We start from the raw sequence: 24,345 nt of genomic DNA, 5'->3' as shown, positions 1-24,345 counted from the left end.
CCATGGCCTTGGTTTTGTACTACTAATCTTAGTATGTTTGGGGGATATCCGTGTAAGATTTACCTTACTTAGAATTCTTCTCCTCCTCCGACTAAATCGCTATTTTTTAACTCAAAGTGATCAAGCAATGCACGTACTTCATCCGTTGACAATGTTTCCATCATTTGACTTCTTAATTCACTTGCCCCTTTAAAGCCACGAACATAGATCTTAAAAAAGCGGCGAAGGGGCTTGAACGAACGTGGTTCTATTTTTGAATATTTATCGAAAAGATTCAAGTGCAGCCTTAAGATATCAAGCAGTTCTTTACTACTATGCTGCTTCGGCTGCTTTTCAAAAGCAAATGGATTTTTAAAAATTCCCCGTCCGATCATTACTCCATCTACACCATATTGTTCCACAAGCTCCATGCCGGTTTGCCGGTCAGGAATATCACCGTTGATGGTCAATAATGTATTTGGAGCGACCTCATCACGAAGCTTTTTTATCTCCGGAATTAGCTCCCAGTGAGCATCTACTTTACTCATTTCTTTTCTTGTACGAAGATGTATCGAGAGATTAACAATATCTTGTTCCAATACATGTCTTAGCCATTCAAACCATTCATCAATATACGTATAACCGAGTCTTGTCTTTACACTAACAGGTAGTCCTCCTGCTTTTGCAGCTTGTATTAGCTCTGCTGCAACTTCTGGACGACGGATAAGACCAGAGCCTTTCCCATTCCCTGCGACATTAGCTACAGGACATCCCATATTAATATCCAGACCTTTAAATCCTTGCTCAGCCATACCAATACTCATTTTTCTAAAGTACTCAGGCTTATCCCCCCAAATATGGGCAACTATTGGCTGCTCATCCTCTGTAAAGGTCAAGCGCCCGCGCACACTTTGTCGCCCTTCTGGATGACAATAGCTTTCTGAGTTTGTAAACTCTGTAAAAAACACATCAGGTCTGGCCGCTTCACTAACGACATGGCGAAAAACAACATCTGTCACATCTTCCATTGGTGCCAATATAAAAAACGGTCGTGGTAAATCACGCCAAAAATTATCTTTCATAATCAAATTCCAATCCTCTCATTATGGGATATTGACCAAAACTAATCCCAAAATCAACTAACAAAGTATCCTTGCTTCCTTTACACTTATATCATGCTTAAGCCCTTTTTATCAAACGGATTGCCTAATTTAAACCCTTCAGAAAATTCGCACCTAAGGGAGAAACGATACGTAGTTCATCTAATATTTTATTAACGTTTGTATGTTACCTGAAAATCCCGCACTCGTACATCCTCAAAAAAACGTCTCATAGTTCATTAAAAGAATACTCGTTTTTTCAACCTGGCTCGTGCGAAATGGATACAAAAAAAGAGCTCTCACTAACTGTGAGAACACTTGGCCTTAAAGGCATATTTCCTGCTTTTATCGATACCGGTGGTCGGGGTCGAATATGCAGTCAAAGTATTGATTTAATAAGGATTTGGAGTAAGCATGCGTAGAATTTGCGTAGAATCATTAAAAGAAGAGAGCACAGTTAAATACTGTGCTCCTTTCTTATTACATATCATTCTCCCTTTTGGGGCTTTATATTCGGTGTAGTCTTTGGTGGGGGTGGTGTAGCTTTCATTTTATTTGGTTGAAATCCTTTTTTCACCTTATTCGGCTGGTAGCCATAGTTTTGCTTTGATATATCTTTCATTATATTACTCATCCTTTCAATGAAATTCGAAGTATTTTATTGACTTTTCCGGAATCCAAACTCCTTTATTTTCCTTAATCTCAATCCATTCTTTTTTATCATTTACATTAAATATTTTCTCTAAGTAAAGGTCTTTATTATCCCTAATAGAGGAAGCAAAAGATTTAGATCCCCAATAGCCGTGCACTATTCCACCATCTTCTAAATAAACAGTTATATACCTCGGATCTTCCCCCTTAAATTGGTAGTCCCAAGCAGTTGGCGTTACATGTGTAGTATGGATTCCCATCTTTTGCAAAATGGTTCGAATCCATCCCTTATTAGTTAAAGCTGAAATAATTAATGCTAAAAGTACTGAGACGATGAAAATAATCAATAAACTAACGTACAATTTTACATTTTCGTTGGACTTGAAGTACGGAATTCCAGATATCCAAAATAGTAAAGGTAAAACTATAGAATAATTTAATGAACTAAAAAGCAAAAATCTTAGTAAAACACTTTCACTTTTGGCATCTTGCTGTGGTACACACGTTCTGTAGATAGAATCAATTATGAATCCTGGAACCACAAAGATTAAAGTGTAAAAAAGGACATCAAGATTATCGATTGTCAAATAAAATATCCCCCTTCGTATTACGTCAAATACCAATTTCACTTCAACTCATGTGTTAGATTCGTCTTTCTTTCACAAGTCTCCAATAGTGGTATCCCAAAGCCGTAAGTTTGCACGCTTTGGAGTTCATTGCCGCAAAGTACATATGGTCTTCATCCACTGGTACGACTAATCCCACACTTTCTAGTTTTTGTAACTCCTTAAAAGTTGTCACATTCTTTGTAGAAGCATAGGGTTCAACTACTTTATGCTCTATATTAGGTGAATTAGTATCTTCAAATGAAGGGTCTAGTTGAAAGTTTTCCTCAGGACTCGGAAAATAGTTGACCAAGTTTCTTACTGTTGTTATTGGTATTTGTGGATTAACCTCTCGTAAAGAAGTAAACTTTGTTATATTAGTCTTAAAAACTGGTCTTTGGTCCCATGAACCCAATGCTTGGTCAATATAAGCATAAACACTCCCAGGAGTGATGTGTCCTCTTAAATCAGCTGCACCACCTCGTAAAGCATCTAGCAGTAAGTTGGTAAAAACACCCTGCCCGTTTTCTTCTAGGGAAACTTGGAAATCTCTGCTTGCAGTCAGAATTGAAACACCTTCACCAATTTGAGCAGTCAATCCTCCATTTCCTTTAGGAGTTCCTAATGCTCCGGAATGACAACAATCAAGGATTATAATTTTGTCCCTAGCATTAGAATCGTTTGCTAATTTCAAAATATCGTCCATGGAGACTCCAAAATCATATGGTTTGAAATCTGGCGTTACAATATACCCTCCCAAGTCATTCAAATAACCATGACCCGAAAAGTAAAGCAACACGGTATCACTGTCACCTTCAAATAAATCAATCAATAGCTCCATTAATTCTGATTTTGTTTGTACATTAAGTTCTATTTTCACATCAAAATTGGGAGAACCATCGCCGTTACTTTCGATTATTTGTTTAAAAGCTGTTGCATCATTTATACAACCGTGAAGAGGAGAAGTTGGATATTCGTTGATTCCCACCACCAAGGCTTTTCTCATCTATTTACCTCCATTTCTATAAGGATTTAATCCAGTTTGCAATGTTATCCCACGTCCAATTTACAATTCTTACACCTTCAAATTCTTTTGGTAGACTGGTAGGTTTATTATCTTTATATCCCCACACCCCTCGAATAGGTATTCCTTCTTCCCTTGCACATTTCACTTCCCATAACTGACCATCAGCTTTTTTGGAATTCTTGGTAACTATTGCTAATACACCATCACAACCCTTGATTCTAGTTCTACAATTTGTTTTCCATGCTGAATCCCATGGCTTCTTTACTGACATATCAACAAACTCAAATGGGGAATTAGCATTTCTTGCTTGTCCTACCAAAAAATCTCTTAACCCCTTATCTTCCATAGCAAAACTAATAAATACTCTTTTCTTTGACATTAAAAACCATCCCTCTCTTTTTTAAAATCATTTACACTAAGGCAATCCAATCCTTCAAAAATTACTTTTACTGTAAAATCCAATTTTATTGACTCCCTAGTAACTCACTTCATGTAGTAAACGTTAACTGTTAACTCCTTGTTAAATGAAGTATATAACATTTTGGAAGTGATTACAAGCAGTTTTTCTCAACAAAATAAATAAGTACCGGACAATTCCGGTACTTACCTTATCTTACATATAACTGGCTATTAGTTTATAAATCCCTCACAACTTCTTCATCCAGTAACGCTTTTCTCTTCTCCCAATCTGGCATAAGTGAATACAACATCTTGTAAAAACTTTCGCTATGGTCATTGTACTTAAAGTGAATTAACTCATGTAAAACAACATAATCTATACAATGTCTAGGAGCCTTTATTAGCTCAGAGTTTAAAAGAATTGTATTTGTGTCTAGCAATGCTGATCCCCATCGAGCCTTCATTGTCCTTAAATCAATGGATGGTTTTTCAACACCATATTTCTGTAATAATGGATAGTGCTTATCCAATGAGTTCTGGAACGTTCTAAATGCTTTCTCACGATACCACTCTTCCATTAGTTTTGCTTTACGCTTGTAATTGTCAGGATCCTTAGCGTAAAGATAAATGAAACCACGAAAGTACTTAACTAATTCCTTATTATCAACTTTTTGAACACGAAGACGGTATTGTTTACCCAAATACCTAAAAGCCTCTCCGCTAACATATTCTCTCTCGCTTTGTTTGAAAGGTTGCACAGTCTCAAACTGTTTCACATGCTTCTCAATCCATCTGCTTTTTCCTTTTACAAAGTCATAAATAAATTTCAACGGAACTTGTTCATGAGCAGTAACCTCTACTGTCATATCTGGTTTAATGTTAAGATTAACATTCTTCACATTTTTTCTTTCAACGCTAAATTCAATTGTTTGATTTCCGTTCTGTATGCTATGTTTTTCCATGTTGTTCACAACCTCAATAACGTCTTAGGGCAACAGTTTTAATCTGTTCTATAATCTTATCAATGGTGTCAAAATCGAGTTCCACATTTTTTTCTGTTGAAAAATCATAAAGTAAATCATCTAACTCTTGAGCAATACGATTATGGATTTCCATATTATCGTGCCAATCTACCTTTGCATAATCTTGAATAATCTTATCCATTCGAAGTGCTAAATCACCAAGCACTTCATAAGATGCCTCTGGCTCTTTAACTTCGCTATTCATGATATCCTTTGTTACACCATAAAAGGCTTGTGCATTTCGGTTTTCTCTAATAATCTCTGGATATCCTTCATTCGATTCGCCACTACGGTAGTCCTTCATAATATCCTTCATTTTGTTTAGGTACTCAGCTTCAGAAATCCGCTTCTCTTTATACTCTTGAATAGCTTCCCGAATGCGTTCAGAGAACTTTTTATAGTAAGCAGGATTTTCATCCCATTTTGCATGGACACTCTTTGTTAAACGTGTACGAATAGCATCAGCCTTTGCTCTTTTTGTATCTAAACGCTCTAATTCTTCCTCAAATGCTTTTTCATTTAAAATATCAACAGGGTTCGTGATACGGATGACTTCTTCTGCCGAAATATAGTTATCCATTAGTTTCTGCATTTTTGACTCATATTCTTTATGATCAATAGTATCCGAATACCTTAGTTTCACACTCTTCCTTAATTCCTGAAAAAACTTCAAGTCCTTCTTATATCTTTGAAGTTCATCTGGTGACAAGGCATTGTATATCTTTTCTGATTCTAAAGCAAAGCCTAGATGTTTACCGAATTTGCTTAATACATCATAAAATACATCTCTACGCTCTTTATCTTCTAACCAAACCTCATATTCTTCCGTATCTTGCTTATTCTTTATAGGAGTGAATATTTGTAATAGGTCAGAATGATACTGTCTTAATGAGCCAATAATACTAATAACATCATAGATTGCACCATCTAAATCTTTTGGATCAAAGTTCTCTAAGCCAGCTCCTGAATACATCTGCATGGCTTGGTCAAGTTTATCTAAAAGACCTCTATAATCAATAATAAGACCATAGTCTTTGCCTTCATATAGACGATTTACCCTTGCTATTGCTTGAAGAAGTGTATGTTCTTTCATAGGTTTATCAACATAAAGCACTGTTGCTCTAGGTGCATCAAAACCAGTAAGCAGCTTATCGACAACGATTAACAAGTCTATTTCATCACCATTTATAAAGCCATCTTTGATTGCATCTTCATATTCGTCAGGTGTTCCATAACGTTCCATCATCTGCTTCCAGAAACGTTGTACCTTATCTTTCGATTCTATATCAACTGCCTCATGTCCTTCTCGTTGATCCGGTGGTGAAATTACAACGGCACAATTCAAATCACCAAGTTCTTCAAAAGATTCAAGATAACGAATTGCTTCAATCTTACTGTTTGTTGCTAACATAGCCTTGAAGTAACTATCTTGTGTTTTATAGTTTTTCAAGAAATGTTCATTTATGTCAAAAGCAATCATACTTATGCGTTGACTAGATGATGCAATTCTTTCAAATAGACTCCATTTTTTCATTACGTCCTGTTTCTGGTCATCATTAAGGTTTCTCGTAATCATCTCTAATCTATTATCAATTGCCTTTTGATTAACTGTTTGATCCACCATTTTCCCTTCGTACAGTAAGGGTACAATGGCTTTATCTCGTACACCATCAGCAATCGTATAGGTGTGAATGAGTTTTCCAAACTTTATCATTGTATTCTTTTCTTTTTTCATCAGAGGTGTCCCTGTAAAGCCCAAATAACAAGCATTAGTAAATACCTTTTTCATTTTGATGTTTAATTCACCATATTGAGTTCTATGCGATTCATCAACCAATACAAAAATATCCCTGGATTCAACTGTTTTATATTTTGATGCTGTATCAAACTTATGAACCAATGATGTAACAATATCAGCATTGTTGTCATTAATTAAATCTACTAAATGACTCCCAGTAGTTGCTCTACTAGCTTTCAACCTTGAATGACGAAATGTCTTATGAATCTGTTTATCCAATTCCACTCGGTCTGTAACAATGGCTACTTTCGGGTTAAATTCAACTAATTCAGATAGGATATATCTTGCTAACATTACCATCGTAAGAGACTTACCAGAACCTTGTGTATGCCAAATAACACCTGACTGTCGATTGCCATTTTCATCACGCTGTTCAATCGTTTTAATTATTTCCTTAATCGCAAAGTATTGTTGATAACGAGAAACTTTTTTCACATCTTTATCAAACAAGGTAAAGTATTTACTTATCTCCAATAATCGCTCCGGGTGAAACAAGGAAATGATATTTTTATCTTGTAAGGTTGGTATTCTTCCTTCAACTGCTTTATCTAGCCATGGTTTCAACCAGTCCTCTTTTTCTTCTTTCCATACAGACCAAAACTTCTTCGGTGTATTACAGGTAGCATACTGCGTCTCATTCTTATTCGTAGCCATGACCAATTGTACAAACTTAAACAATTGTGGAGCATAATCTTTCCCTTGATTGCGAATCATCTGACTAATTCCTTGTTTCATAGAAATTGATGCCTTTTTACACTCAATTACCGCAAATGGAATCCCATTTACAAACAGAACGATGTCCGGTCTTACCGTTCCACGTCCATCCATCCGCTCCACTTCAAATTCTTCTACCACATGAAAAACATTATTTTCGATGTTTCTCCAGTCAATATACTGAATGGTAAACGACTTCTTTGAACCATCTGGCAAAAACTCTGTATAGCTCCGCCCGTTCATAATGGTTTCATAAATAGTTTCGTTTGTTTTAACCAATCCACTGGTTAATGGCTCATCCAAATCACGAATCGCCTGTTGGATATTGTTATCACTGAACTTATGAACTCCCCCTCTGTATTCATAGGAATTCAGTTCTTTGAGTTTTTCCTCCACAACCGTTCTTAACAAAACATCGTGGAAATTCCCCCGCATCCGTGCTGTTTCTTCCGGTAAAAGATATTTATAGTCTAACTTTTGCAACACTTTAATTGCAGGATCCTGACTAATATACCGTTCAACATAACTTTTCTCCCTCTCCATTTACACACCTCCATTTCAACACTAAGAAAACGATTAAACGAGTCAAACCTTCACTCGAACTTTTCCTGTTAAAAGTAATTGCATTAGGCCTTTTCTTTGTTGTATTAAAAGTTGTTGCTCCTTTTCAAGCAGGTTGATTTCTTTATCAATTTCAAATAGTATTTTTACAATTGATTTTTGTTCTTCAATTTTAGGTATTCTTATATGAAATTCCTTTAACCAACCAGTATTTAGATTTTTCTGTGACGAACCGGCAATTTTCACATCTACTTGTCTTGTAAATAGAGCAGATTCCATCCAATACTTTACAAAATAATTTAAAATATTCTCACTCCTAATTCTCAGAAACCCTAAGCTCACAAATATAGAAAACTCAGTATCTTCATTCAAGATTACCGGATTCCCTATCGTTCCCACTCTACCAAACAAAACATCGCCCTTTTTAGGCTTTGCATTACTGGTTGATTTTTCAAACTCACTTCTGCTTATATATTTGGTATTTTCAAAATTCAGGTTATTATTGGACAAATCTTTCACAGATAAAAATGGTACTCCCTCCTTTACATATTCTGGAGTATAGGTTAGTCCAAGATAAATGTCTGCTATATCTTTTATCTTATTTTCTTCCCATTTACCATCAAAACCTGGTAATCTTACTTCTCCTGTCAGCAAATTCTGCATAATCCCTTTTTTTTGCTCTTTTTTCTGCTTAATCATCTGTTTCTTTAGCCCAATAGCCTTGTCCCATGTTAATAAGATTTCAGATATTTTATTCTGTTCTTTAACATTTTGAGGTATTACAACTTCTAGTTCACCAAATTCTTTTTGCCCTAATGTTTTATTACGTCCTGCTCCACCAGGGGATGCCAAATTTAATAAATATTTCCCCCTTGGAGACATAAAAAGGTAAGTGATATAATCCAAATCCAACATATCTTTCTTTGGCTTATACATTGGAAATCTATGAGATGCAATATACCCTAACTCTTTCTTAGTTGTTTTTGCGACAGCCATCTCCCAGGCAAACACAATATTAACTATAAAACAATCAGGTTCAATCCAGAATACAGCTTTATTTCCTAACTCTTCACCACTAACTGTTTCCTTATAAAATATCCCTTTACCATGAGAACGTATCCCGATTTGCTTATATCCTTGGTTTGGCTGAACATCAACTGGTTTTCTAACCCTTTTTAAAATATCTTTTATTTTTCTAACTTTCCAATCATCAGGAAATATGCCATTTTTAGTTTTCATATAACCAATATGCACTTCTGTATTAATAATTTCCATAGACTCTTGTTGAATCAACTAAATCACCTACAATCCAAGCTCTTTCAAATACTTTTCCATCTGTTCTTCTACTTCTTGTAGCTCTTGTTTGATATTTGTAATATTTTCTTTTACTACATTCATATCAACTGGTTCTTCTTCTTCAAATGTATCAACATAACGTGGAATGTTTAAGTTATAGTCGTTTTCTTTAATCTCATCTATAGTAGAAACGCATGAGTATTTATCAATTGTTTCCCATTTCTCATAAGTATCAACAATCTTTTCAATATCTTTATCTCTCAACTTATTCTGATTTTTTCCCTTTTCATAATTACCTTCACTAGAAGCATCAATGAATAATACATCATTACGTTTACGGTCTTTTTTGAATACCATAATACATGCTGGAATGCCTGTTCCAAAGAATAAACCTTCCGGTAATCCTATCACTGCGTCCAAAAGATTCATATCTATAATTTGCTGACGAATTTTGCCTTCACTTGACCCACGGAACAACACTCCATGTGGAAGAATAGTCGCCATACGCCCTTTTTCTGCTAATGAATAAAGCATATGTTGCACAAAAGCATAATCACCTTTTGAACTTGGAGGTACCCCCCATTCAAATCTTCTGTGTGGATCCAAACTAGCATCCATCTTAAACTTTTTATCATTTGTACCTTCTCCTGCAAAACCCATTGCCCATTTATCCAGTGAAAAAGGAGGATTAGCAACGATCGCTTGGAACTTCATAAGTTTTCCATCTTCTAAATGCAATGGATTCGCTAATGTGTCTCCCCATTCAATCTTCGCATCATCAATACCATGTAAGTACATATTCATTAAAGCTAATGAATGTGTTGCACCATTACGTTCCTGACCATAAATTGCAACTTTGCCATTTGGAACTTGTTTAGCAACTTTAATTAACAAAGAACCTGATCCACAAGTAGGGTCATAAATACGATCATTTTCTTCTGGTTTAACTAACTGTGCTAATACCTCAGACACCTCTGAAGGCGTATAGAATTCTCCGCCCTTTTTACCTGCATCTGAAGCAAATAGCCCAATCATATACTGATAGGCATTTCCTACAATATCTTCATTACCTAATTGTGATGGTCTAAGTGATAGCTGATTAAAATCTTCTAACAATGAACGTAACATAGCATTCCGCTCTTTTGCTTTACCAAGTATAGATTCACTATTAAAATCAATGTTACGGAATACTCCACGGAGTTTTCCTGTATTTTCATTTTCAATTCTTTCTAATGCTTTATTAATGATTTCTCCAATTTCAGGATCATTACGCTTACTATACAAGTAATCAAATGTTGAATACTCATCCAACACAAATCGTTCTCTCGATAATGCACGTTGAATACGTTGTTCATTACCATCGTATCGTTTTGTATATTCTTCTAAGTGCTCTTTATAGGAATCACTTAAATACTTCATAAATAGCGTCGTTAAGATATAGTCCTTATACGTACTTGAATCAATTTTCCCTCTAAACGTGTCTGCTGCTTGCCATAATACTGAATTAATTTGTTGTTGTGTTACTTTTTCAACCATGGTTATCCTCCGATTTATGTAATATTTGTTTCGATAGTCCTATAAACCACTTCTCTTTTTCTTCTATTAATGATCTGTAAAGCTCTTTTTCTTTTAAATGAAGCCTATATATTTCTATTAGTACCTTTTGTTTATCAATAGTCGTCACTGTTACGGGGAGAGTTTTAATGACATTTTGATTGGTACTTGGAATTCGACTACCTGATTGAAACCGTTCAAATTCCTTTTTAATCTCTTTTGAATTTAGATACCAAGCTAAGAACTCAGGTAATATTTTTCTTTCATTCACCTTAATAATTGCAAAGTAGGACGGGATTAACAACCCACTAGCTTCTTTATCTATAAATACCGCTGAATTTGGATGGCTTAGACGTATCAGAACATCGCCTTCTTGTGTAAAGTAATGATTATCCAACACATCATTGCTTTTAAACTCCTCAAGAGATGTTAAATCAATAGTTCCATCATCAGTTATATTCCTAAGAGTAATTAGCTTATATGTAGCCTTTGTTTCATGTTCAAAAGCTGCTTTTTTTCTACTTAAAACTAACCCTGTCTTTACAACAGCCACTTCGTTAAGTTGCATTAGGTACCTCCTTTAAAATGTTAAATAAATAATTTAACATTTGTTAAATCTAGTATATAACTAATATTTTATATAGTCAAACCTTAGCTTTGTGTGTGTATTAATAGAAAATACTTATTCATTCTTTATCCTGCTTATCTAATAGTCATTACCCATAAAAACACTATCAATCGAAGAATGTTTGATGAACAAGTCAGTTAGGACACAACTAATACCATTAATCGTTGTTTGATTTAACATTGTTGTACTTTATAAAATGAAACTAATATATTTAACCATAAACTTACAAAAGCTATCGCAGATTAAACTCTGCAATAGCCCGTTCCATTTATCCATTATTTTGTTCATACTTCTTAATTGTTTCAGTCAAATATAGTTCAATCTGACTTTGTTTCCACCCTAGCCCCTTTTTTAATACCATAATTCGTCTATTTACCGGCACCACTCTTTTTCCTTTTTCAACTCTAAAAATAAACGAAGCACTACACCCAATCCGAACAGCAAGATTATCAAGTGTCATCCCCTTTACATCTCGATAGGCTTTAATTCCTCTACCAAAATCATTAACAATCATTTCTATTCCCCCATTTAACTGTTGTTCTATTTTCACGCCTACATCCATACTCATTCTACTTCCTCCTAGTTATCGGGATTTCCGATTCCTCTTTTATTAAGTCTCTATTTATACTAGACGAAAGTCTGAAAGATATAATTAGTATCTACGTAATAGATTGAATATTTTTCTTTCTATTGTCTATCATATATTAACTTTACATTTAGAAAGGGGTTGTGTTTATGGATAAAGATACAATCTTTACATTGGCACCAGAAAAGAGAGTACAAGAAGTCAACAAACTATTACGAAAGTATGATTTAAAGGAAATAAGTAGATTAGTTGGGATACCTTCAAGTACCTTGAGCAAACTCATGCGAGAAGGGGACTACCTGTATCATCAAGCAGACAAGCAATACTATCCATTTGTTCGTTCCGAGGAAGAAAGAGTAATAACATCAAATAGAAAAGTTGATGATGAAACAACCTTCATTAAAGAAAATATGATTACTTTAAGAAAGGTTGTACAATATTTTAAGGAATCAGGGAATTTGCTACTTGATAAACGCATTTACAGTAAGAACACTAAGTTTGTCAATAAAAGCATCAGGATGAACAATGACATTTACGAGGAATTCAGCTCATTTTGTGAAGATCATTTCCCTCACCTAAAAACTCAGGATGTTATTGCTCAAGCATTAATTGATGCAATGAAAAGATATAAGCCAGAAAGTGGACAGGAGTAGTATAAAGCTCCTGTTTTTTATTGGAATAACAACCAATAGGTGTCTATAGTGTTAGGAACAACACTTTTTAGAAACCTTTAATGCTATTCACATAAACATTAGATTTTAAACGGATTTTTCAAAACACTTGGAAATACTATGTGTTTTTTGGTAGAGAGATTCTTGGGTATGAGGATTGGGTTTATCCCTAGAATAGCAAGGTCATGAAGATATTTTCGATAGGTGGGGAGAGACATGTGTTTTTTTGGAGTATCTATACTTCCCTTCGAGATCATAACAAGAAATTCTCGAAGGCTTTCCTTTTTTCTTTTTGAGAATGAACTATTTTTAATTATTTTTTCCGCTTCGCTAATCTTATAATAGTCTCCGGTATGGACGATGGGACTTACATGCTTTTCCATATATTCTTTCCAAAGTTGGGATGAAAAGTAGGTTCTCAATTGCTTGGGCATCCCTTTCCCTCCTTTATCTTGTCTTTTCATACTGTTTAAATGGCTGTTTTTCAATCTCAACTCATATCTGATTATATTTTCATCGTATGATTGAATTTGTTCCTCATTAGCTATCCTTTCGTCCTCTTTACTATAGATTATCAACTCTGTGCTCTTACATTTGTGATATTGGGACGTTTCATATTTTTGGGGATCTCCATTCTGATCCTTACCCCATTTAATTTTCTCTTTGTATGCAAACCTCATTGTGTACTTATTCAGTAAATGGAATAACAGTTCCTGATCTCTTTTATCTGGTACATATACGTCCAGTCTATAATCAATTCTTGTGAGGATATGAGAATCAAAGTAATCAGAGTTCCCAAAATGTCGGGTTAGAAATTTACGAATATCTAACTCTACCAAATCATAGTCTTCCTCTGTAACTGTTCCTCTATTTAACAACTTTACAACATCAACTTTAAATTGTAAGTTCCAGTCACCATCAACTCGCTCCCAAGTTCGTACAATAGCATAATGGGTGAAAATCTCCTTTATTTTTCTATTAAGCTCTTTAACAGCTGCACGGATGTGACGGTATTTGTATAATTTCACACCGTACTTAGAAAAGATATGTTGGCAATCTTCATCGCTTATAGTTAGCAACAATTCGAATGTGTGAATCATGAGACCATCTCCTTTTTGTTGAGAGGAATAAACAATCCCTTTAGTATCAAGTGTTTAAAGTGGTTAACTTTTCCCGTCCCAAACTAATTTATATGACTTACCAACACATTAAACCTTGTCAATGTAGTAGAAGTCTTGCATGCTACTATAGTTGTAATGAAAATATTCATTACAGCATGAAAAAAGTGGGTCAATATCTTTACAATGTGTTCATAATTATAATGTTCCGCCACTCTGTTGAATCCTACTAATTTAAAAATCCAGTTAATACATAGAAAAAACCGTAAAAGCTCTTATGCTCTACGGTTTGGTTCATTAGCTATTCAATTGTTTTTTCATGCACGTTTTCTTCCTTCCCTCCATTTCTATCTATAAATTTGTAAAATCAACAAATCTTAAATAATTTAGAATAGAAAAGGACGATTTGCCAATAGAATACTCGTGATTAACATCTGAACCCATTTTTATAAAATCCTTATCTTCACTTTATTTGTTTTGATTTATATCCCATTGACTATTGTCAAAAAATACCAATTACATACTGAGTTTCCTCCTTTCTCATATATTTTTTTTCAAATAAATACTTTATTATAAAATCTGCAACCGAATAAATAATAAACAAACTAAAGGAGATTAATAATATGACAATAAATAAATTAAATATAAATAAAGAGTTTTACAATCACTTGAACATAAAGAATAACTATTCTTTGGAAACCAGAGATTGCATTGAAAGTACAGTTGAAAAGTTAATAAGGAGTAATACAAGTACCAATCACCCTGGAATGCTTTTAGGTGAAATTCAGAGTGGAAAAACAAGAACATTCATAGGATCTATTGCTTTAGCATTTGATAATAATTATGATATGGCAATCGTATTAACAAAAGGTACAAAAGCATTGGCAAAACAAACATATTCCCGACTAATAAATGAATTTAGCGATTTTTATGATGAAGACTCTCTACAAATATTCGATATTATGTCTTTACCAGATAATTTAACTAACTTTGAATTAGATCAAAAGATTATTTTTGTAGTAAAGAAGGAAAAGAATAATCTAATCAGATTAGAAAATGCAATATTTCAAAAATATCCATCGCTAGCATCGAAAAAAGTTTTAATTGTAGATGACGAAGCTGATTTTGCCTCTATTGGGTTTGATAAGTCAAAAAAAGAGGTCGTTGATCTGCGAGTAATTGCAAAGAAAATAGATGATATTCGACAAAAACTTAAAAGAAGTGATTTTTTGCAAGTTACTGCAACACCCTACGCATTATACTTGCAGCCTAATAATATTAAAATAAATGATTTTGTGTTTGAACCTTTAAAACCATCATTTACTGAAATAGTTCCTCTGTCAGATGGTTATATCGGAGGAGACTATTACTTTAATCAAAGTCAGGACAAAAGTTCACTCGCATATTACCTGTATGAACAAATTCCATTAGAAGAACTGGAATTACTTAAAAGCCATGATAGAACTCAATTTAAGATAGAGAATGTTTTAGAAGATCATAGAGTTGATACTTTAAGAAATGCAATTATGAATTTTATAGTAGGAGGAGTAATTCGTCGTTTACAAGCAAAAAAAGCAAAATCACAATTAGAAAAATATAGCTTTATTATTCATACAGAACAAAAAAAGCTAGCACATGAATGGCAAAAGGATCTTATCTTGGAAATAAAAAAACAATTCACTAATATTGCGAAGGAAAACCAATCGAGACTTACAACACTTTTGGATAAATCATATGCAAATTTAATAAGTTCACTTTCCAAGACAGATTCGTATATACCCAAATTCGAAGAAGTTAGAAATGAGGTAACACAATCAATTCTTAAAGATCACATTATGATCTCTACCGTGAACTCGGAAAAAGATATTAATGAGCTTTTAGATAATAATGGTCAATTAAGACTTCGTGTCCCACTAAATATTTTTATTGGGGGTCAAATTTTAGACCGTGGTATTACTATTAAAAACTTAATAGGTTTCTACTATGGTCGTAATCCCAAGAAATTTCAACAAGATACGGTACTACAACATTCACGAATGTATGGCTATCGTCCTAAAAAAGACTTAGCTATAACACGTTTCTATACTACTAACGATATATATGAGGTGATGAACAAAATATATGAGTTCGACAATGCTTTACGTGATTCCATAAAGAACGGTAAAAGTAACAGCGGTGTTATATTCATACAAAAAGATGTTTCTAACAAAATAGTACCCTGTTCACCAAATAAGATTATCATCCCAAAAGTTACTATTCTTAAACCTTTTAAACGGTTATTACCCATCGGATTCCAAACTAAAAGTCAATCAACAATATCTAAAATAGTAAAAGAGATCGATAATATTGTAGATAGAGTTACTAATGGAAATGAGCCTGTACTCATAGATATTAAAGATGCAAAAAATATAGTAGAAAACATTCATAAAACATTTAGCAAAGATAAAAAACTAGGAGAGCAGTGGGACGTGGAAACATTTATCACATGTATGGAGTATCTAGCTTACAATATTCCTAATAATAATACTGGAAAGCTATGGATAATAATCCGTACTGGCAGAAATATAGCTAGGTTTAGAAAGAGTACTGGTAAATATGAGGATGCACCTGATACAGCTACTGGCAAAAATAATGAATTAAATGTTGCGAAGAGAATTGCTATTGAAAATCCTGCACTCATTCTCACTCGACAACAAGGTTTAAAGAAGGGTTGGAATGGTGCAGAATTTTGGTGGCCAGTTCTTGTAACACCGAGTAAGACTCCAACTGTAATATATACAAGTGAAACACAAGATTGAAAAAAACCGATTTTAGGTTTATTAAGATTCCGTTCCGAGACTACTAATTGTTTCAGGTTAGCAATTAATTGGACTTTTCAACTTGTTCACTATTTCGTCAATCTTGTAAAAGCCCCAAGGTGATAGATTTGAAACATGTACTGACCATTATTTAATTCCATTGTACATTACAACTTATCATGGAGTGACGGTAGGATAACCTAAATTAGCAATCATGTCCTTGGTAATCTGTATAGTCATATATGAAAAGGCTTGTATATCATTCACATGTTTCGAAGTCTTAAACTTGTGAATGAGTACATGCTTATAATGGCAAAAATGGACATATAGAAAAAATCATTTATACCGGTTCAAATTAAACCAAATTTTAACTTTGACATTCTTACTTTTAACATTTTTAGTTTGAGAAAGACTTTCTTTTATCTCAACAATTTTGGTAGTATGCTGCGAGCAGAACAAAAGTTGGATTAGCTTTACGATTCTTTATTTTCATGAAGAGGGAAAATATCTCCATTTGGATACTCTTTTACTAATTCCCCATTTTTTTCATATATGATATATGTTCCATTTGCTTTCGCATCAATTCTAGCCATATCTCCAGTCATCTTTATCCATTTGTCCATCCAAGCAAATTTTCTATTGGGGTTATTTATTTTTTCTGTCTTAAACCCATTAGATGGTTCATTTTTATTTTTTGTCACGGATATCCCCCATTATTTTTCGATTTAATTAGAACATGAAATTTCATTCGGAAACCATATTACCATTTTTGTATTCCAATATATAATCACTTTAATATCCAGTAATACTAGAATTTCGCATGGAAAAGTGGTGATTGTAGGCCAATTTACCAAGCAAAAAGCCGCAGTCCTTTCTTTATTGTATATCACCTCCAAAAACTCATTGTCAAATTACTATGGGCAGAATAATATACCGCCATATTTCCTGTAGCATTTCCCTGCAAAAGTTTAAACCAAATACATCAATGTGGTATGAAGTCGAAAATAACGTTCTCTGAAATTGAATGAAATTACAAAGAAAAAAGACATAAGCTACTATCAGTGTTATTTTTAAATTACTTCTAAATAGTTACACATTAGTTTAAACAAAAAGCCACCAAGTGTGGTAGCTTCAATCCTTTATCCCTAATAACTTAGGAGACTGGCTGAATAATCTTTGATCTTAAAAGAGCAACATCCTTGTTACTATTTTTTCTTTCCAGGTTATTTAAAATTTTATTCTCCGTTTCTGGTGTCCAGTATATTTTTAACTTTCCTTTAGCACGGGTTATTGCTGTATAAAATATATTGTGAGTAATCATTTCTTCACTCTCATCTGTAATAACAATTTTAACTGAATTATATTCAAGACCCTGTGCTTTATGAATTGAAACAGCATAAGCAACCTGGAATGGAACTACGGCTTCAGAGGATGAATCGTCATCTTCATCTGTGCTTCTATACTTATTGACAAAAAAGCGAATTACGGAATTACCTTGATCAGAATGACCTATCAATTCAAGATCATATCCCTCTACATCCAACTGATTCATCACCTTATCAAGTTCAATATCGAATTGTATTCTATCATTAAACGTCTCTATACCAACTATTTTTCCTTTTAAATTATTATAAATTAAAGGTGTAAATCTTTCTGATTCATTAAATAAAACAGGATCATTTATCTTATAAGTTTGAACACCCCAACGCACTGGAATATTTTGATTGCTACTCTGTAAAAATCTATTAATATTGTTTATTCCATAGAGTCCATCATAATTTAGACATAGTATAATTTCATCTTCCTCAAAATGTTCAAATATAGATTCATCCAAGCTAATTGAATAATTGTTTTTTGTAATATGTTCTAGTATGTCTTCATTCATACTCCTAACTTTATCCCACAAAGTTAGGAGGTTAGGGTTATTGGTTCGATATGGGTTTGTTAACTCATATATCGATGTTTCAGGAACAAACGACGCTACAACGTTAAACCAATTTCCAAAGACTATCGAATCAATTTGATATACGTCCCCAACTAAGACTAATAGTTTGAAAGATGCTTTATTTATGACTCTTAGCATATCTATATTACTGACTGTACTACATTCATCAATAATCAACACATCGAATTCTGTTTCGCAATTTTTATTAGCATTGAATTTCGCTATAGTTTTATAGGTGCAATTATCTGCATTAACTCTTCTTTTCAAATTATCCACTGCTGGATTAGTGTTTGCTAAATAGAGCTTCTTTTTATCATTGAAAAAATTTGAGATATGATTTATCATCGTGGATTTTCCAGTCCCGGCAGCACCGTAAATTAACGCCACTTTGGAATTCTCAAACATTTGCTTTAGGGCATGTTCCTTTTCATCGCAATCAACATTATAAGCAGTATATTGCAACCAATACTCAACAGAGTTTAAATAGTTATCAATGCCGGCTGAAGCTAATTCCTTGAGTTTTTGAATAATACTAAGAGTGCTTACTTCATAACCTTTTATATAAATATTGTTTTTATAATTCTCTAATCTTCGATGCCCATGCTTATAATAAAGCATATTGTTATATGTCTGCATAAGACCATCAATATCTCCAAAACCCTCAATATCTTTTTTCGAAGTGTATAACTGTCCTTTTAATTCTATATTATTTTTAATAAGTCTTGCAAAGATCTCATGCTCTCGATTAGTTACATCTATACAATCCAATAGATCTGAAAGTTTAGGATTATGATTCTTTAAGGAAGTATTAAATGGCATATTATCAAAAGGGATACATCCATAATCCAAATGCAGTTGCGATAATCTTTCACACCTTCTATACATGTATTGCTGCTTTATTATTTTATTATTTAATCTGTAAAGTAAGTACCTGATTACTCGATTACCTGAACTATTGCTTTTGGTAAACTCACGACACTTATCTATAATATCAAAAAAATATAACGTATTTGCTCTTTGATTTATTTGGGTCTTGATACTATTATAATAATCATCGGCAAGATCAATCAATTCAACTAAATTCATCCCGCTTTCGGTTAAGTATCTCATTAACTCACGATACTCAATACTTCCACTTTGTATTTTTGGGTGATTGCCAAATATATCAGCGAAATTATTAAGTTCACATGGACGGATTGATACTTCCCAACTATCAATAATTAGAATGGGCATATTCTTATCCAAAATATTAATAATTTCATTTTTCACAGATAGTTTAACAGCATAGTTATGTGAAAGATCCAATTTTGTAAATGCAATAATCCTATCAAACTTGCTTGCTTTGTCATTGGCAATTGTAAATGTTACTTCGTAATAAACTTCGTAATCTACAAAAAATGGCTTTATTTTTTGAATGTAATAACGATCATTATATGTGTTTCTAGTTCCAGCTAAAGATGGTTGATTTATTTTTGCGATGATCTTTTCATAATATTCATTCAGATTAGAATCAGTAATGATTGGGAATTCGTCTATGTTTTCAAGTATATCAAGATTATATGTACTCTTGAGAAAGTTTTTCATTTTTAGTAGATACTCAAAGTATTTCAACATTAGTCTTTCAGAATTTTCCTCGTCAAGTGTATAATGAGAAGCAGTAATTTGCAAAAGCCTGTGAAACTTACTTAAAAATCTTAAATTACCTCTGGATTTAACATAAATATTTGCTTTTTCGATATTGGGGTAACTATTCTCAATATCTTGTCCATTAGCATATGCTTTTAATGAAATATGTTCCACGAAATTCCTAAGTTGAGACAGAATATTTTGTGACAATAATCCCCTATCAGAAGAATCAAACCTATCAATATTTCTGCAAATTACTTTATCGATGTTCAAAATCTCTATGTCAATTCTATTCAAACTATCCACCTCCAATTACAGATTTATTAAATATCCTACCCATTGCTTTATTTTAGTGTGTCGTATGTTCAAGAAAATACATATCTACCAATGATGTCATTTTCTCTTATAACTTTATAGTGTCTGTGGTAAATATGAGGTAATCTGTGAAATAATATAAGACAAATATACCATTTTTCAGTAAAATATGTACCCTATAATTATTATTCAGCGAACTCTAATAGGGCAGAAACATATGTTATCTTTCGTATGAATGCGTCTTCACATTATTTCAAATGTTAAAATGAAAAGATGAATAGATTGGTGTTAAAGAATCTACTTTACGAACAAATTTTAAATTTATATTTTAATATCATAAAATATTTTAATGCTCGAACCTAAAAATTTTGATTTATGAAGTGACTCTAATTATGATAGAGTCATAAACTAATTCACTGATGAAAGGTAGTGACATAATCAATATAATTAAGTAATACATCCCTTTATCTCCCCTCAAATACAATTAACTTAATTACCCTCATATTTTAAAAAACCAGCAGGAGGAAGTAGAATGGTAAACAACAATAATCAATCCAGAAGCAAGACAATCTCTTCTCTATTTCTATTGAAAGGGGAGAATACATTCCATGAATTCTTTTCAACTAGAAGATAAATTTCTGCAGCAACACCTCTCCGTGAACCTCTCAATCCCCATTCCTTCAGATTCAGTAATTATTTCCAAAATAGAATTAGAAGAACTTAAAAAACATCAATTAAAAGGCGTTTATTGGACAATGAAAGATTTGGAAAATCGGATTAATCGTAAACATGAATGGATTAAAGAAAACATCCTCTATCCCTCTAAATTCAGAAAAATTCTCGATGTAGAACAAGGTGGCTTCGTTTTTTATCCGCAAACAAAAGGGCAAACATGGTCATTCCACGCCTCGAAAATGGCAGAATTTTTGGATGATAACTTCCAACAAATTTTCACCAAAATAGATAAAGTAGCTTAAACTTATAAGCTATACAAAACTAACAATTACATTTAAGATAAGGATGACTACATTAAGACTACAGATCACCCTTATCTGACTAAAACTAGATGAGGAGAAACAAACTATGGCATATATAAGAAAACGTGTAGGCAAAAAAGGAACAAGTTATGAATTTACAGTTAGCAATACTGTAAATGGAGAATCAAAGCCTATAAGAAAGGGAGGATTTCACACAAAAACAGAGGCAAAGGTTGCAGCAGCTGAAATGGAAGCCCAATTAGCAAAAGGTATGCACCCAGTAATTAAAAAACAGCCTTTCGATAGCTACTTTAAAGACTGGATTGAGCTCTATAAATCTCCCATAGTTAGCCCAACTACTATGAAACATTACGAATACTCATTAAGTGCGGTAATAGAGTATTTTTCAGACACCCCAATTCAAAATATTAAGAGACATGATTATCAAAAGTTCTTGAATTGGTTCGGTTCTAATAAAGCAAAAGAAACAGTCGCAAAAGTACATGGACACATAAAATCTTGTGTTAAAGATGCTATTGAAGAACAACTAATCCAATTTGATTTCACAAGAAAAACAACACCAACTTGGACTGTACCAGCGAAAAAGTCAGTAGAAAAACATTTGAACTATGAAGAAAGCAGACAACTTTTACAGAGCATTCAGAGAAAAGCGGGCGAAGGGCTGGGCTACTCGCTGATACTTTTAATTCTGACATCTGGACTACGCTTTGCTGAAGCAGTTGGACTTACAAGAAAAGACTTCAACTTCGAAAAAAACACAATCACCATTAGCAAAACCTGGGGATATAAGAAAAATTCACCTACAGGTTTTGGACCGACAAAAAATAATCAATCTATTAGAACTATTAAGATGGGCAAGCTCACCATGAATCATTTTAAAGAATTGTTCAACATCACTCCAACGAATATTCATGAATTAGTGTTCTACAGTGCGGGCTCAAAATACAAAGTCATCAGCAATACCAATGCCAATAAGTTGCTAAAAAAAATACTATTAGAATTAAATATTGAACCGATAACAGTTCATGGATTACGACACACACATGCAAGTGTACTTCTTTATAAAAAAACTTCCATCCACTATGTCTCTGAAAGATTGGGTCATAGTGATATAGAAACAACGTTAAAAGAGTACACGCATGTTCTAAAAGAATTACGTTTGAAAGACGAGCAAATTACAGTACAAACATTTGAGAATATGGCTGTATAAATTATGCGTAAAATGTGCGTAAAATGTTTTAAAAACTAATCGTTTTCAATCGAATACTCAAACATAAGAAAAAGCTCATAAAGCCTTTCATATAAAGGTTTACGAGCTTTCAATTACTATTAATCGTAACTAATATTAACTTACAGATACCGGTGGTCGGGGTCGAACCGACACTCCGTAAGGAACACGATTTTGAGTCGTGCGCGTCTGCCAATTCCGCCACACCGGCAAGTTCGTTTTTGGAGGCGGTAACCGGATTTGAACCGGTGATAAAGGTTTTGCAGACCTCTGCCTTACCACTTGGCTATACCGCCCTATATGGAGCGGAAGACGGGATTCGAACCCGCGACCCCCACCTTGGCAAGGTGGTGTTCTACCACTGAACTACTTCCGCATAATGGCTGGGCTACCAGGATTCGAACCTGGGGTACACGGGATCAAAACCCGATGCCTTACCGCTTGGCTATAGCCCAATCTACAAAAATGGGGCGACCGGTGGGGATCGAACCCACGCGTGCCGGAGCCACAATCCGGTGCGTTAACCACTTCGCCACGGCCGCCATTTAATTGAAAATGGCAGGGGTAGTAGGAATCGAACCCACATCAAAGGTTTTGGAGACCTTCGTTTTACCATTAAACTATACCCCTACTTACTATGAAAAATAATGGTGGAGGGGGAGAGATTCGAACTCCCGAACCCTGAGGGAGCGGATTTACAGTCCGCCGCGTTTAGCCACTTCGCTACCCCTCCAAATTGAATGAGAAAACAAAAATGGTGGCTCGGGACGGAATCGAACCGCCGACACACGGATTTTCAGTCCGTTGCTCTACCGACTGAGCTACCGAGCCATTAGTTTTAAATCTATTAAAAATTTCAAGTGGCGGTCCGGACGGGACTCGAACCCGCGACCTCCTGCGTGACAGGCAGGCATTCTAACCAGCTGAACTACCGGACCATTAATTATAACATATAAATCACTAATCATCTATGTATTACTTCATTTAATTTATAATGAATTTGGTTGCGGGAGCAGGATTTGAACCTGCGACCTTTGGGTTATGAGCCCAACGAGCTACCAGACTGCTCCATCCCGCGATATGTTTAAGTTAACCTTATATGGTGGAGGATGCAGGGCTCGAACCTGCGACCCCTTGCTTGTAAGGCAAGTGCTCTCCCAGCTGAGCTAATCCTCCATATTGTTGGTGACCCGTACGGGATTCGAACCCGTGTTACCGCCGTGAAAGGGCGGTGTCTTAACCACTTGACCAACGGGCCAATCTAAGTTAATAGTGGCGGAGAGCGAGGGATTCGAACCCTCGAGGCCGCGGTAACGGCCTACACGATTTCCAATCGTGCTCCTTCGGCCACTCGGACAGCTCTCCATTTGGCTCCACAGGTAGGATTCGAACCTACGACCGATCGGTTAACAGCCGATAGCTCTACCACTGAGCTACTGTGGAATAATTCCAATTAGGATTTTCCTTGCCTGGCGGCGTCCTACTCTTGCAGGGGCAAAGCCCCAACTACCATCGGCGCTGGAGAGCTTAACTACTGTGTTCGGCATGGGAACAGGTGTGACCTCTCCGCTATTGCTACCAGACAATGATATCTGCCAAGTGATTGTCGAAAAAACAGTGACAACCATTATTATAATTGTTTCTTGGAAAAAATCAAGTACAATTTCAAAAAATATGTAGGGATTTGTACCCTAAAAACTAAATAAGAGATCATTCAACGACGTTT

18 protein-coding genes, 14 tRNA genes and 1 rRNA gene are annotated in these 24,345 nt (G+C 34.3%); 4 read left to right on the top strand and 29 right to left on the bottom strand.

The window, feature by feature from the left end; translation table 11 throughout:
- Positions 1 to 68: 68 nt before the first annotated feature.
- From M948_RS32155 to M948_RS32115, 11 genes are all read right to left on the bottom strand, one after another.
- Complete coding sequence (locus M948_RS32155) at positions 69 to 1,061, bottom strand: tRNA dihydrouridine synthase (RefSeq protein WP_041203124.1); 993 nt, start codon at positions 1,059 to 1,061, stop codon at positions 69 to 71.
- A gap of 505 nt (positions 1,062 to 1,566) precedes the next feature.
- Positions 1,567 to 1,701 carry a hypothetical protein gene (locus M948_RS43835; protein ID WP_021290568.1) on the bottom strand — a complete coding sequence of 45 codons (135 nt, stop codon included), beginning with the start codon at positions 1,699 to 1,701 and terminating at the stop codon, positions 1,567 to 1,569.
- Between the two features lie 16 nt (positions 1,702 to 1,717).
- Positions 1,718 to 2,317: a DUF6338 family protein gene (locus M948_RS32150; protein ID WP_021290567.1), complete on the bottom strand. Its 600-nt coding sequence runs from the start codon at positions 2,315 to 2,317 to the stop codon at positions 1,718 to 1,720.
- A 55-nt stretch (positions 2,318 to 2,372) separates the two neighbouring features.
- A complete protein-coding gene (locus M948_RS32145; RefSeq protein ID WP_021290566.1) occupies positions 2,373 to 3,341 on the bottom strand; it encodes a caspase family protein in 969 nt (322 codons plus the stop codon).
- A gap of 16 nt (positions 3,342 to 3,357) precedes the next feature.
- Positions 3,358 to 3,741: a TIR domain-containing protein gene (locus M948_RS32140; protein WP_021290565.1), complete on the bottom strand. Its 384-nt coding sequence runs from the start codon at positions 3,739 to 3,741 to the stop codon at positions 3,358 to 3,360.
- 256 nt (positions 3,742 to 3,997) lie between these two features.
- Positions 3,998 to 4,723 carry a M48 family metallopeptidase gene (locus tag M948_RS32135; protein WP_021290564.1) on the bottom strand — a complete coding sequence of 242 codons (726 nt, stop codon included), beginning with the start codon at positions 4,721 to 4,723 and terminating at the stop codon, positions 3,998 to 4,000.
- A 13-nt stretch (positions 4,724 to 4,736) separates the two neighbouring features.
- Positions 4,737 to 7,838, bottom strand: coding sequence for a type I restriction endonuclease subunit R (locus M948_RS32130; protein WP_021290563.1), 3,102 nt, complete (start codon positions 7,836 to 7,838; stop codon positions 4,737 to 4,739).
- Between the two features lie 42 nt (positions 7,839 to 7,880).
- Entirely contained in the window at positions 7,881 to 9,149 is a 1,269-nt protein-coding gene (locus M948_RS42545) for a restriction endonuclease subunit S (RefSeq protein ID WP_021290562.1), read from the bottom strand.
- A 9-nt stretch (positions 9,150 to 9,158) separates the two neighbouring features.
- On the bottom strand, positions 9,159 to 10,688 hold the full coding sequence (locus M948_RS32125) for a type I restriction-modification system subunit M (RefSeq protein ID WP_021290561.1): 1,530 nt from the start codon (positions 10,686 to 10,688) through the stop codon (positions 9,159 to 9,161).
- Positions 10,681 to 11,274, bottom strand: coding sequence for a restriction endonuclease subunit S (locus M948_RS32120; RefSeq protein WP_021290560.1), 594 nt, complete (start codon positions 11,272 to 11,274; stop codon positions 10,681 to 10,683). The genes M948_RS32125 and M948_RS32120 overlap by 8 nt, the downstream gene beginning before the upstream one ends.
- 328 nt (positions 11,275 to 11,602) lie before the next feature.
- A complete protein-coding gene (locus M948_RS32115) occupies positions 11,603 to 11,902 on the bottom strand; it encodes a helix-turn-helix domain-containing protein (RefSeq protein WP_021290559.1) in 300 nt (99 codons plus the stop codon).
- A gap of 167 nt (positions 11,903 to 12,069) precedes the next feature.
- Between M948_RS32115 and M948_RS32110 the strand changes: the two genes are divergently transcribed.
- Positions 12,070 to 12,573: a hypothetical protein gene (locus tag M948_RS32110; protein ID WP_021290558.1), complete on the top strand. Its 504-nt coding sequence runs from the start codon at positions 12,070 to 12,072 to the stop codon at positions 12,571 to 12,573.
- A 98-nt stretch (positions 12,574 to 12,671) separates the two neighbouring features.
- Here M948_RS32110 and M948_RS32105 read toward each other — a convergent pair whose 3' ends face one another.
- Positions 12,672 to 13,691 carry a hypothetical protein gene (locus tag M948_RS32105; protein WP_021290557.1) on the bottom strand — a complete coding sequence of 340 codons (1,020 nt, stop codon included), beginning with the start codon at positions 13,689 to 13,691 and terminating at the stop codon, positions 12,672 to 12,674.
- A 641-nt stretch (positions 13,692 to 14,332) separates the two neighbouring features.
- On the opposite strand from M948_RS32105, the gene M948_RS32100 reads away from it, so the two are divergent.
- Positions 14,333 to 16,507 (top strand): Z1 domain-containing protein, encoded by a 2,175-nt coding sequence (locus tag M948_RS32100; RefSeq protein WP_021290556.1) that lies wholly within the window; start codon positions 14,333 to 14,335, stop codon positions 16,505 to 16,507.
- 473 nt (positions 16,508 to 16,980) lie between these two features.
- Here M948_RS32100 and M948_RS32095 read toward each other — a convergent pair whose 3' ends face one another.
- Together M948_RS32095 and M948_RS32090 are read right to left on the bottom strand one after the other, a co-directional pair.
- Positions 16,981 to 17,208 carry a hypothetical protein gene (locus tag M948_RS32095; RefSeq protein ID WP_021290555.1) on the bottom strand — a complete coding sequence of 76 codons (228 nt, stop codon included), beginning with the start codon at positions 17,206 to 17,208 and terminating at the stop codon, positions 16,981 to 16,983.
- Positions 17,209 to 17,660: 452 nt separating this feature from the next.
- Positions 17,661 to 20,384: an ATP-dependent DNA helicase gene (locus tag M948_RS32090; protein WP_231378672.1), complete on the bottom strand. Its 2,724-nt coding sequence runs from the start codon at positions 20,382 to 20,384 to the stop codon at positions 17,661 to 17,663.
- A 617-nt stretch (positions 20,385 to 21,001) separates the two neighbouring features.
- Between M948_RS32090 and M948_RS32085 the strand changes: the two genes are divergently transcribed.
- A complete protein-coding gene (locus M948_RS32085; protein ID WP_021290553.1) occupies positions 21,002 to 21,370 on the top strand; it encodes a DUF771 domain-containing protein in 369 nt (122 codons plus the stop codon).
- 106 nt (positions 21,371 to 21,476) lie between these two features.
- Positions 21,477 to 22,601: a tyrosine-type recombinase/integrase gene (locus M948_RS32080; protein ID WP_021290552.1), complete on the top strand. Its 1,125-nt coding sequence runs from the start codon at positions 21,477 to 21,479 to the stop codon at positions 22,599 to 22,601.
- Positions 22,602 to 22,748: 147 nt separating this feature from the next.
- On the opposite strand, the gene M948_RS32075 is transcribed toward M948_RS32080, so the two are convergent.
- From M948_RS32075 to rrf, 15 genes are all read right to left on the bottom strand, one after another.
- A tRNA-Leu gene (locus M948_RS32075) sits at positions 22,749 to 22,830 on the bottom strand.
- Between the two features lie 11 nt (positions 22,831 to 22,841).
- A tRNA-Cys gene (locus M948_RS32070) sits at positions 22,842 to 22,915 on the bottom strand.
- Positions 22,916 to 22,920: 5 nt separating this feature from the next.
- Positions 22,921 to 22,995, bottom strand: a tRNA-Gly gene (locus tag M948_RS32065).
- A 4-nt stretch (positions 22,996 to 22,999) separates the two neighbouring features.
- Positions 23,000 to 23,074, bottom strand: a tRNA-Gln gene (locus M948_RS32060).
- Between the two features lie 11 nt (positions 23,075 to 23,085).
- A tRNA-His gene (locus M948_RS32055) sits at positions 23,086 to 23,161 on the bottom strand.
- A gap of 14 nt (positions 23,162 to 23,175) precedes the next feature.
- Positions 23,176 to 23,249, bottom strand: a tRNA-Trp gene (locus M948_RS32050).
- A gap of 18 nt (positions 23,250 to 23,267) precedes the next feature.
- Positions 23,268 to 23,352: transfer RNA gene (locus M948_RS32045), tRNA-Tyr, on the bottom strand.
- Between the two features lie 22 nt (positions 23,353 to 23,374).
- A tRNA-Phe gene (locus tag M948_RS32040) sits at positions 23,375 to 23,450 on the bottom strand.
- Between the two features lie 30 nt (positions 23,451 to 23,480).
- A tRNA-Asp gene (locus M948_RS32035) sits at positions 23,481 to 23,557 on the bottom strand.
- Between the two features lie 63 nt (positions 23,558 to 23,620).
- Positions 23,621 to 23,697: transfer RNA gene (locus tag M948_RS32030), tRNA-Met, on the bottom strand.
- Between the two features lie 22 nt (positions 23,698 to 23,719).
- A tRNA-Val gene (locus tag M948_RS32025) sits at positions 23,720 to 23,795 on the bottom strand.
- Positions 23,796 to 23,802: 7 nt separating this feature from the next.
- A tRNA-Glu gene (locus tag M948_RS32020) sits at positions 23,803 to 23,877 on the bottom strand.
- Positions 23,878 to 23,892: 15 nt separating this feature from the next.
- Positions 23,893 to 23,984 (bottom strand) — tRNA-Ser (locus tag M948_RS32015).
- A gap of 3 nt (positions 23,985 to 23,987) precedes the next feature.
- Positions 23,988 to 24,062 (bottom strand) — tRNA-Asn (locus M948_RS32010).
- A 24-nt stretch (positions 24,063 to 24,086) separates the two neighbouring features.
- A 5S ribosomal RNA gene (gene rrf / locus M948_RS32005) occupies positions 24,087 to 24,202 on the bottom strand.
- Positions 24,203 to 24,345: the final 143 nt, after the last annotated feature.

The organism is Virgibacillus sp. CM-4 (genome assembly GCF_000445495.1).
Lineage (GTDB): Bacteria > Bacillota > Bacilli > Bacillales > Amphibacillaceae > Virgibacillus > Virgibacillus salexigens.
Note: the sequence above shows the minus strand (reverse complement) of the source record. Positions and strands in the feature narration are given on the sequence as shown.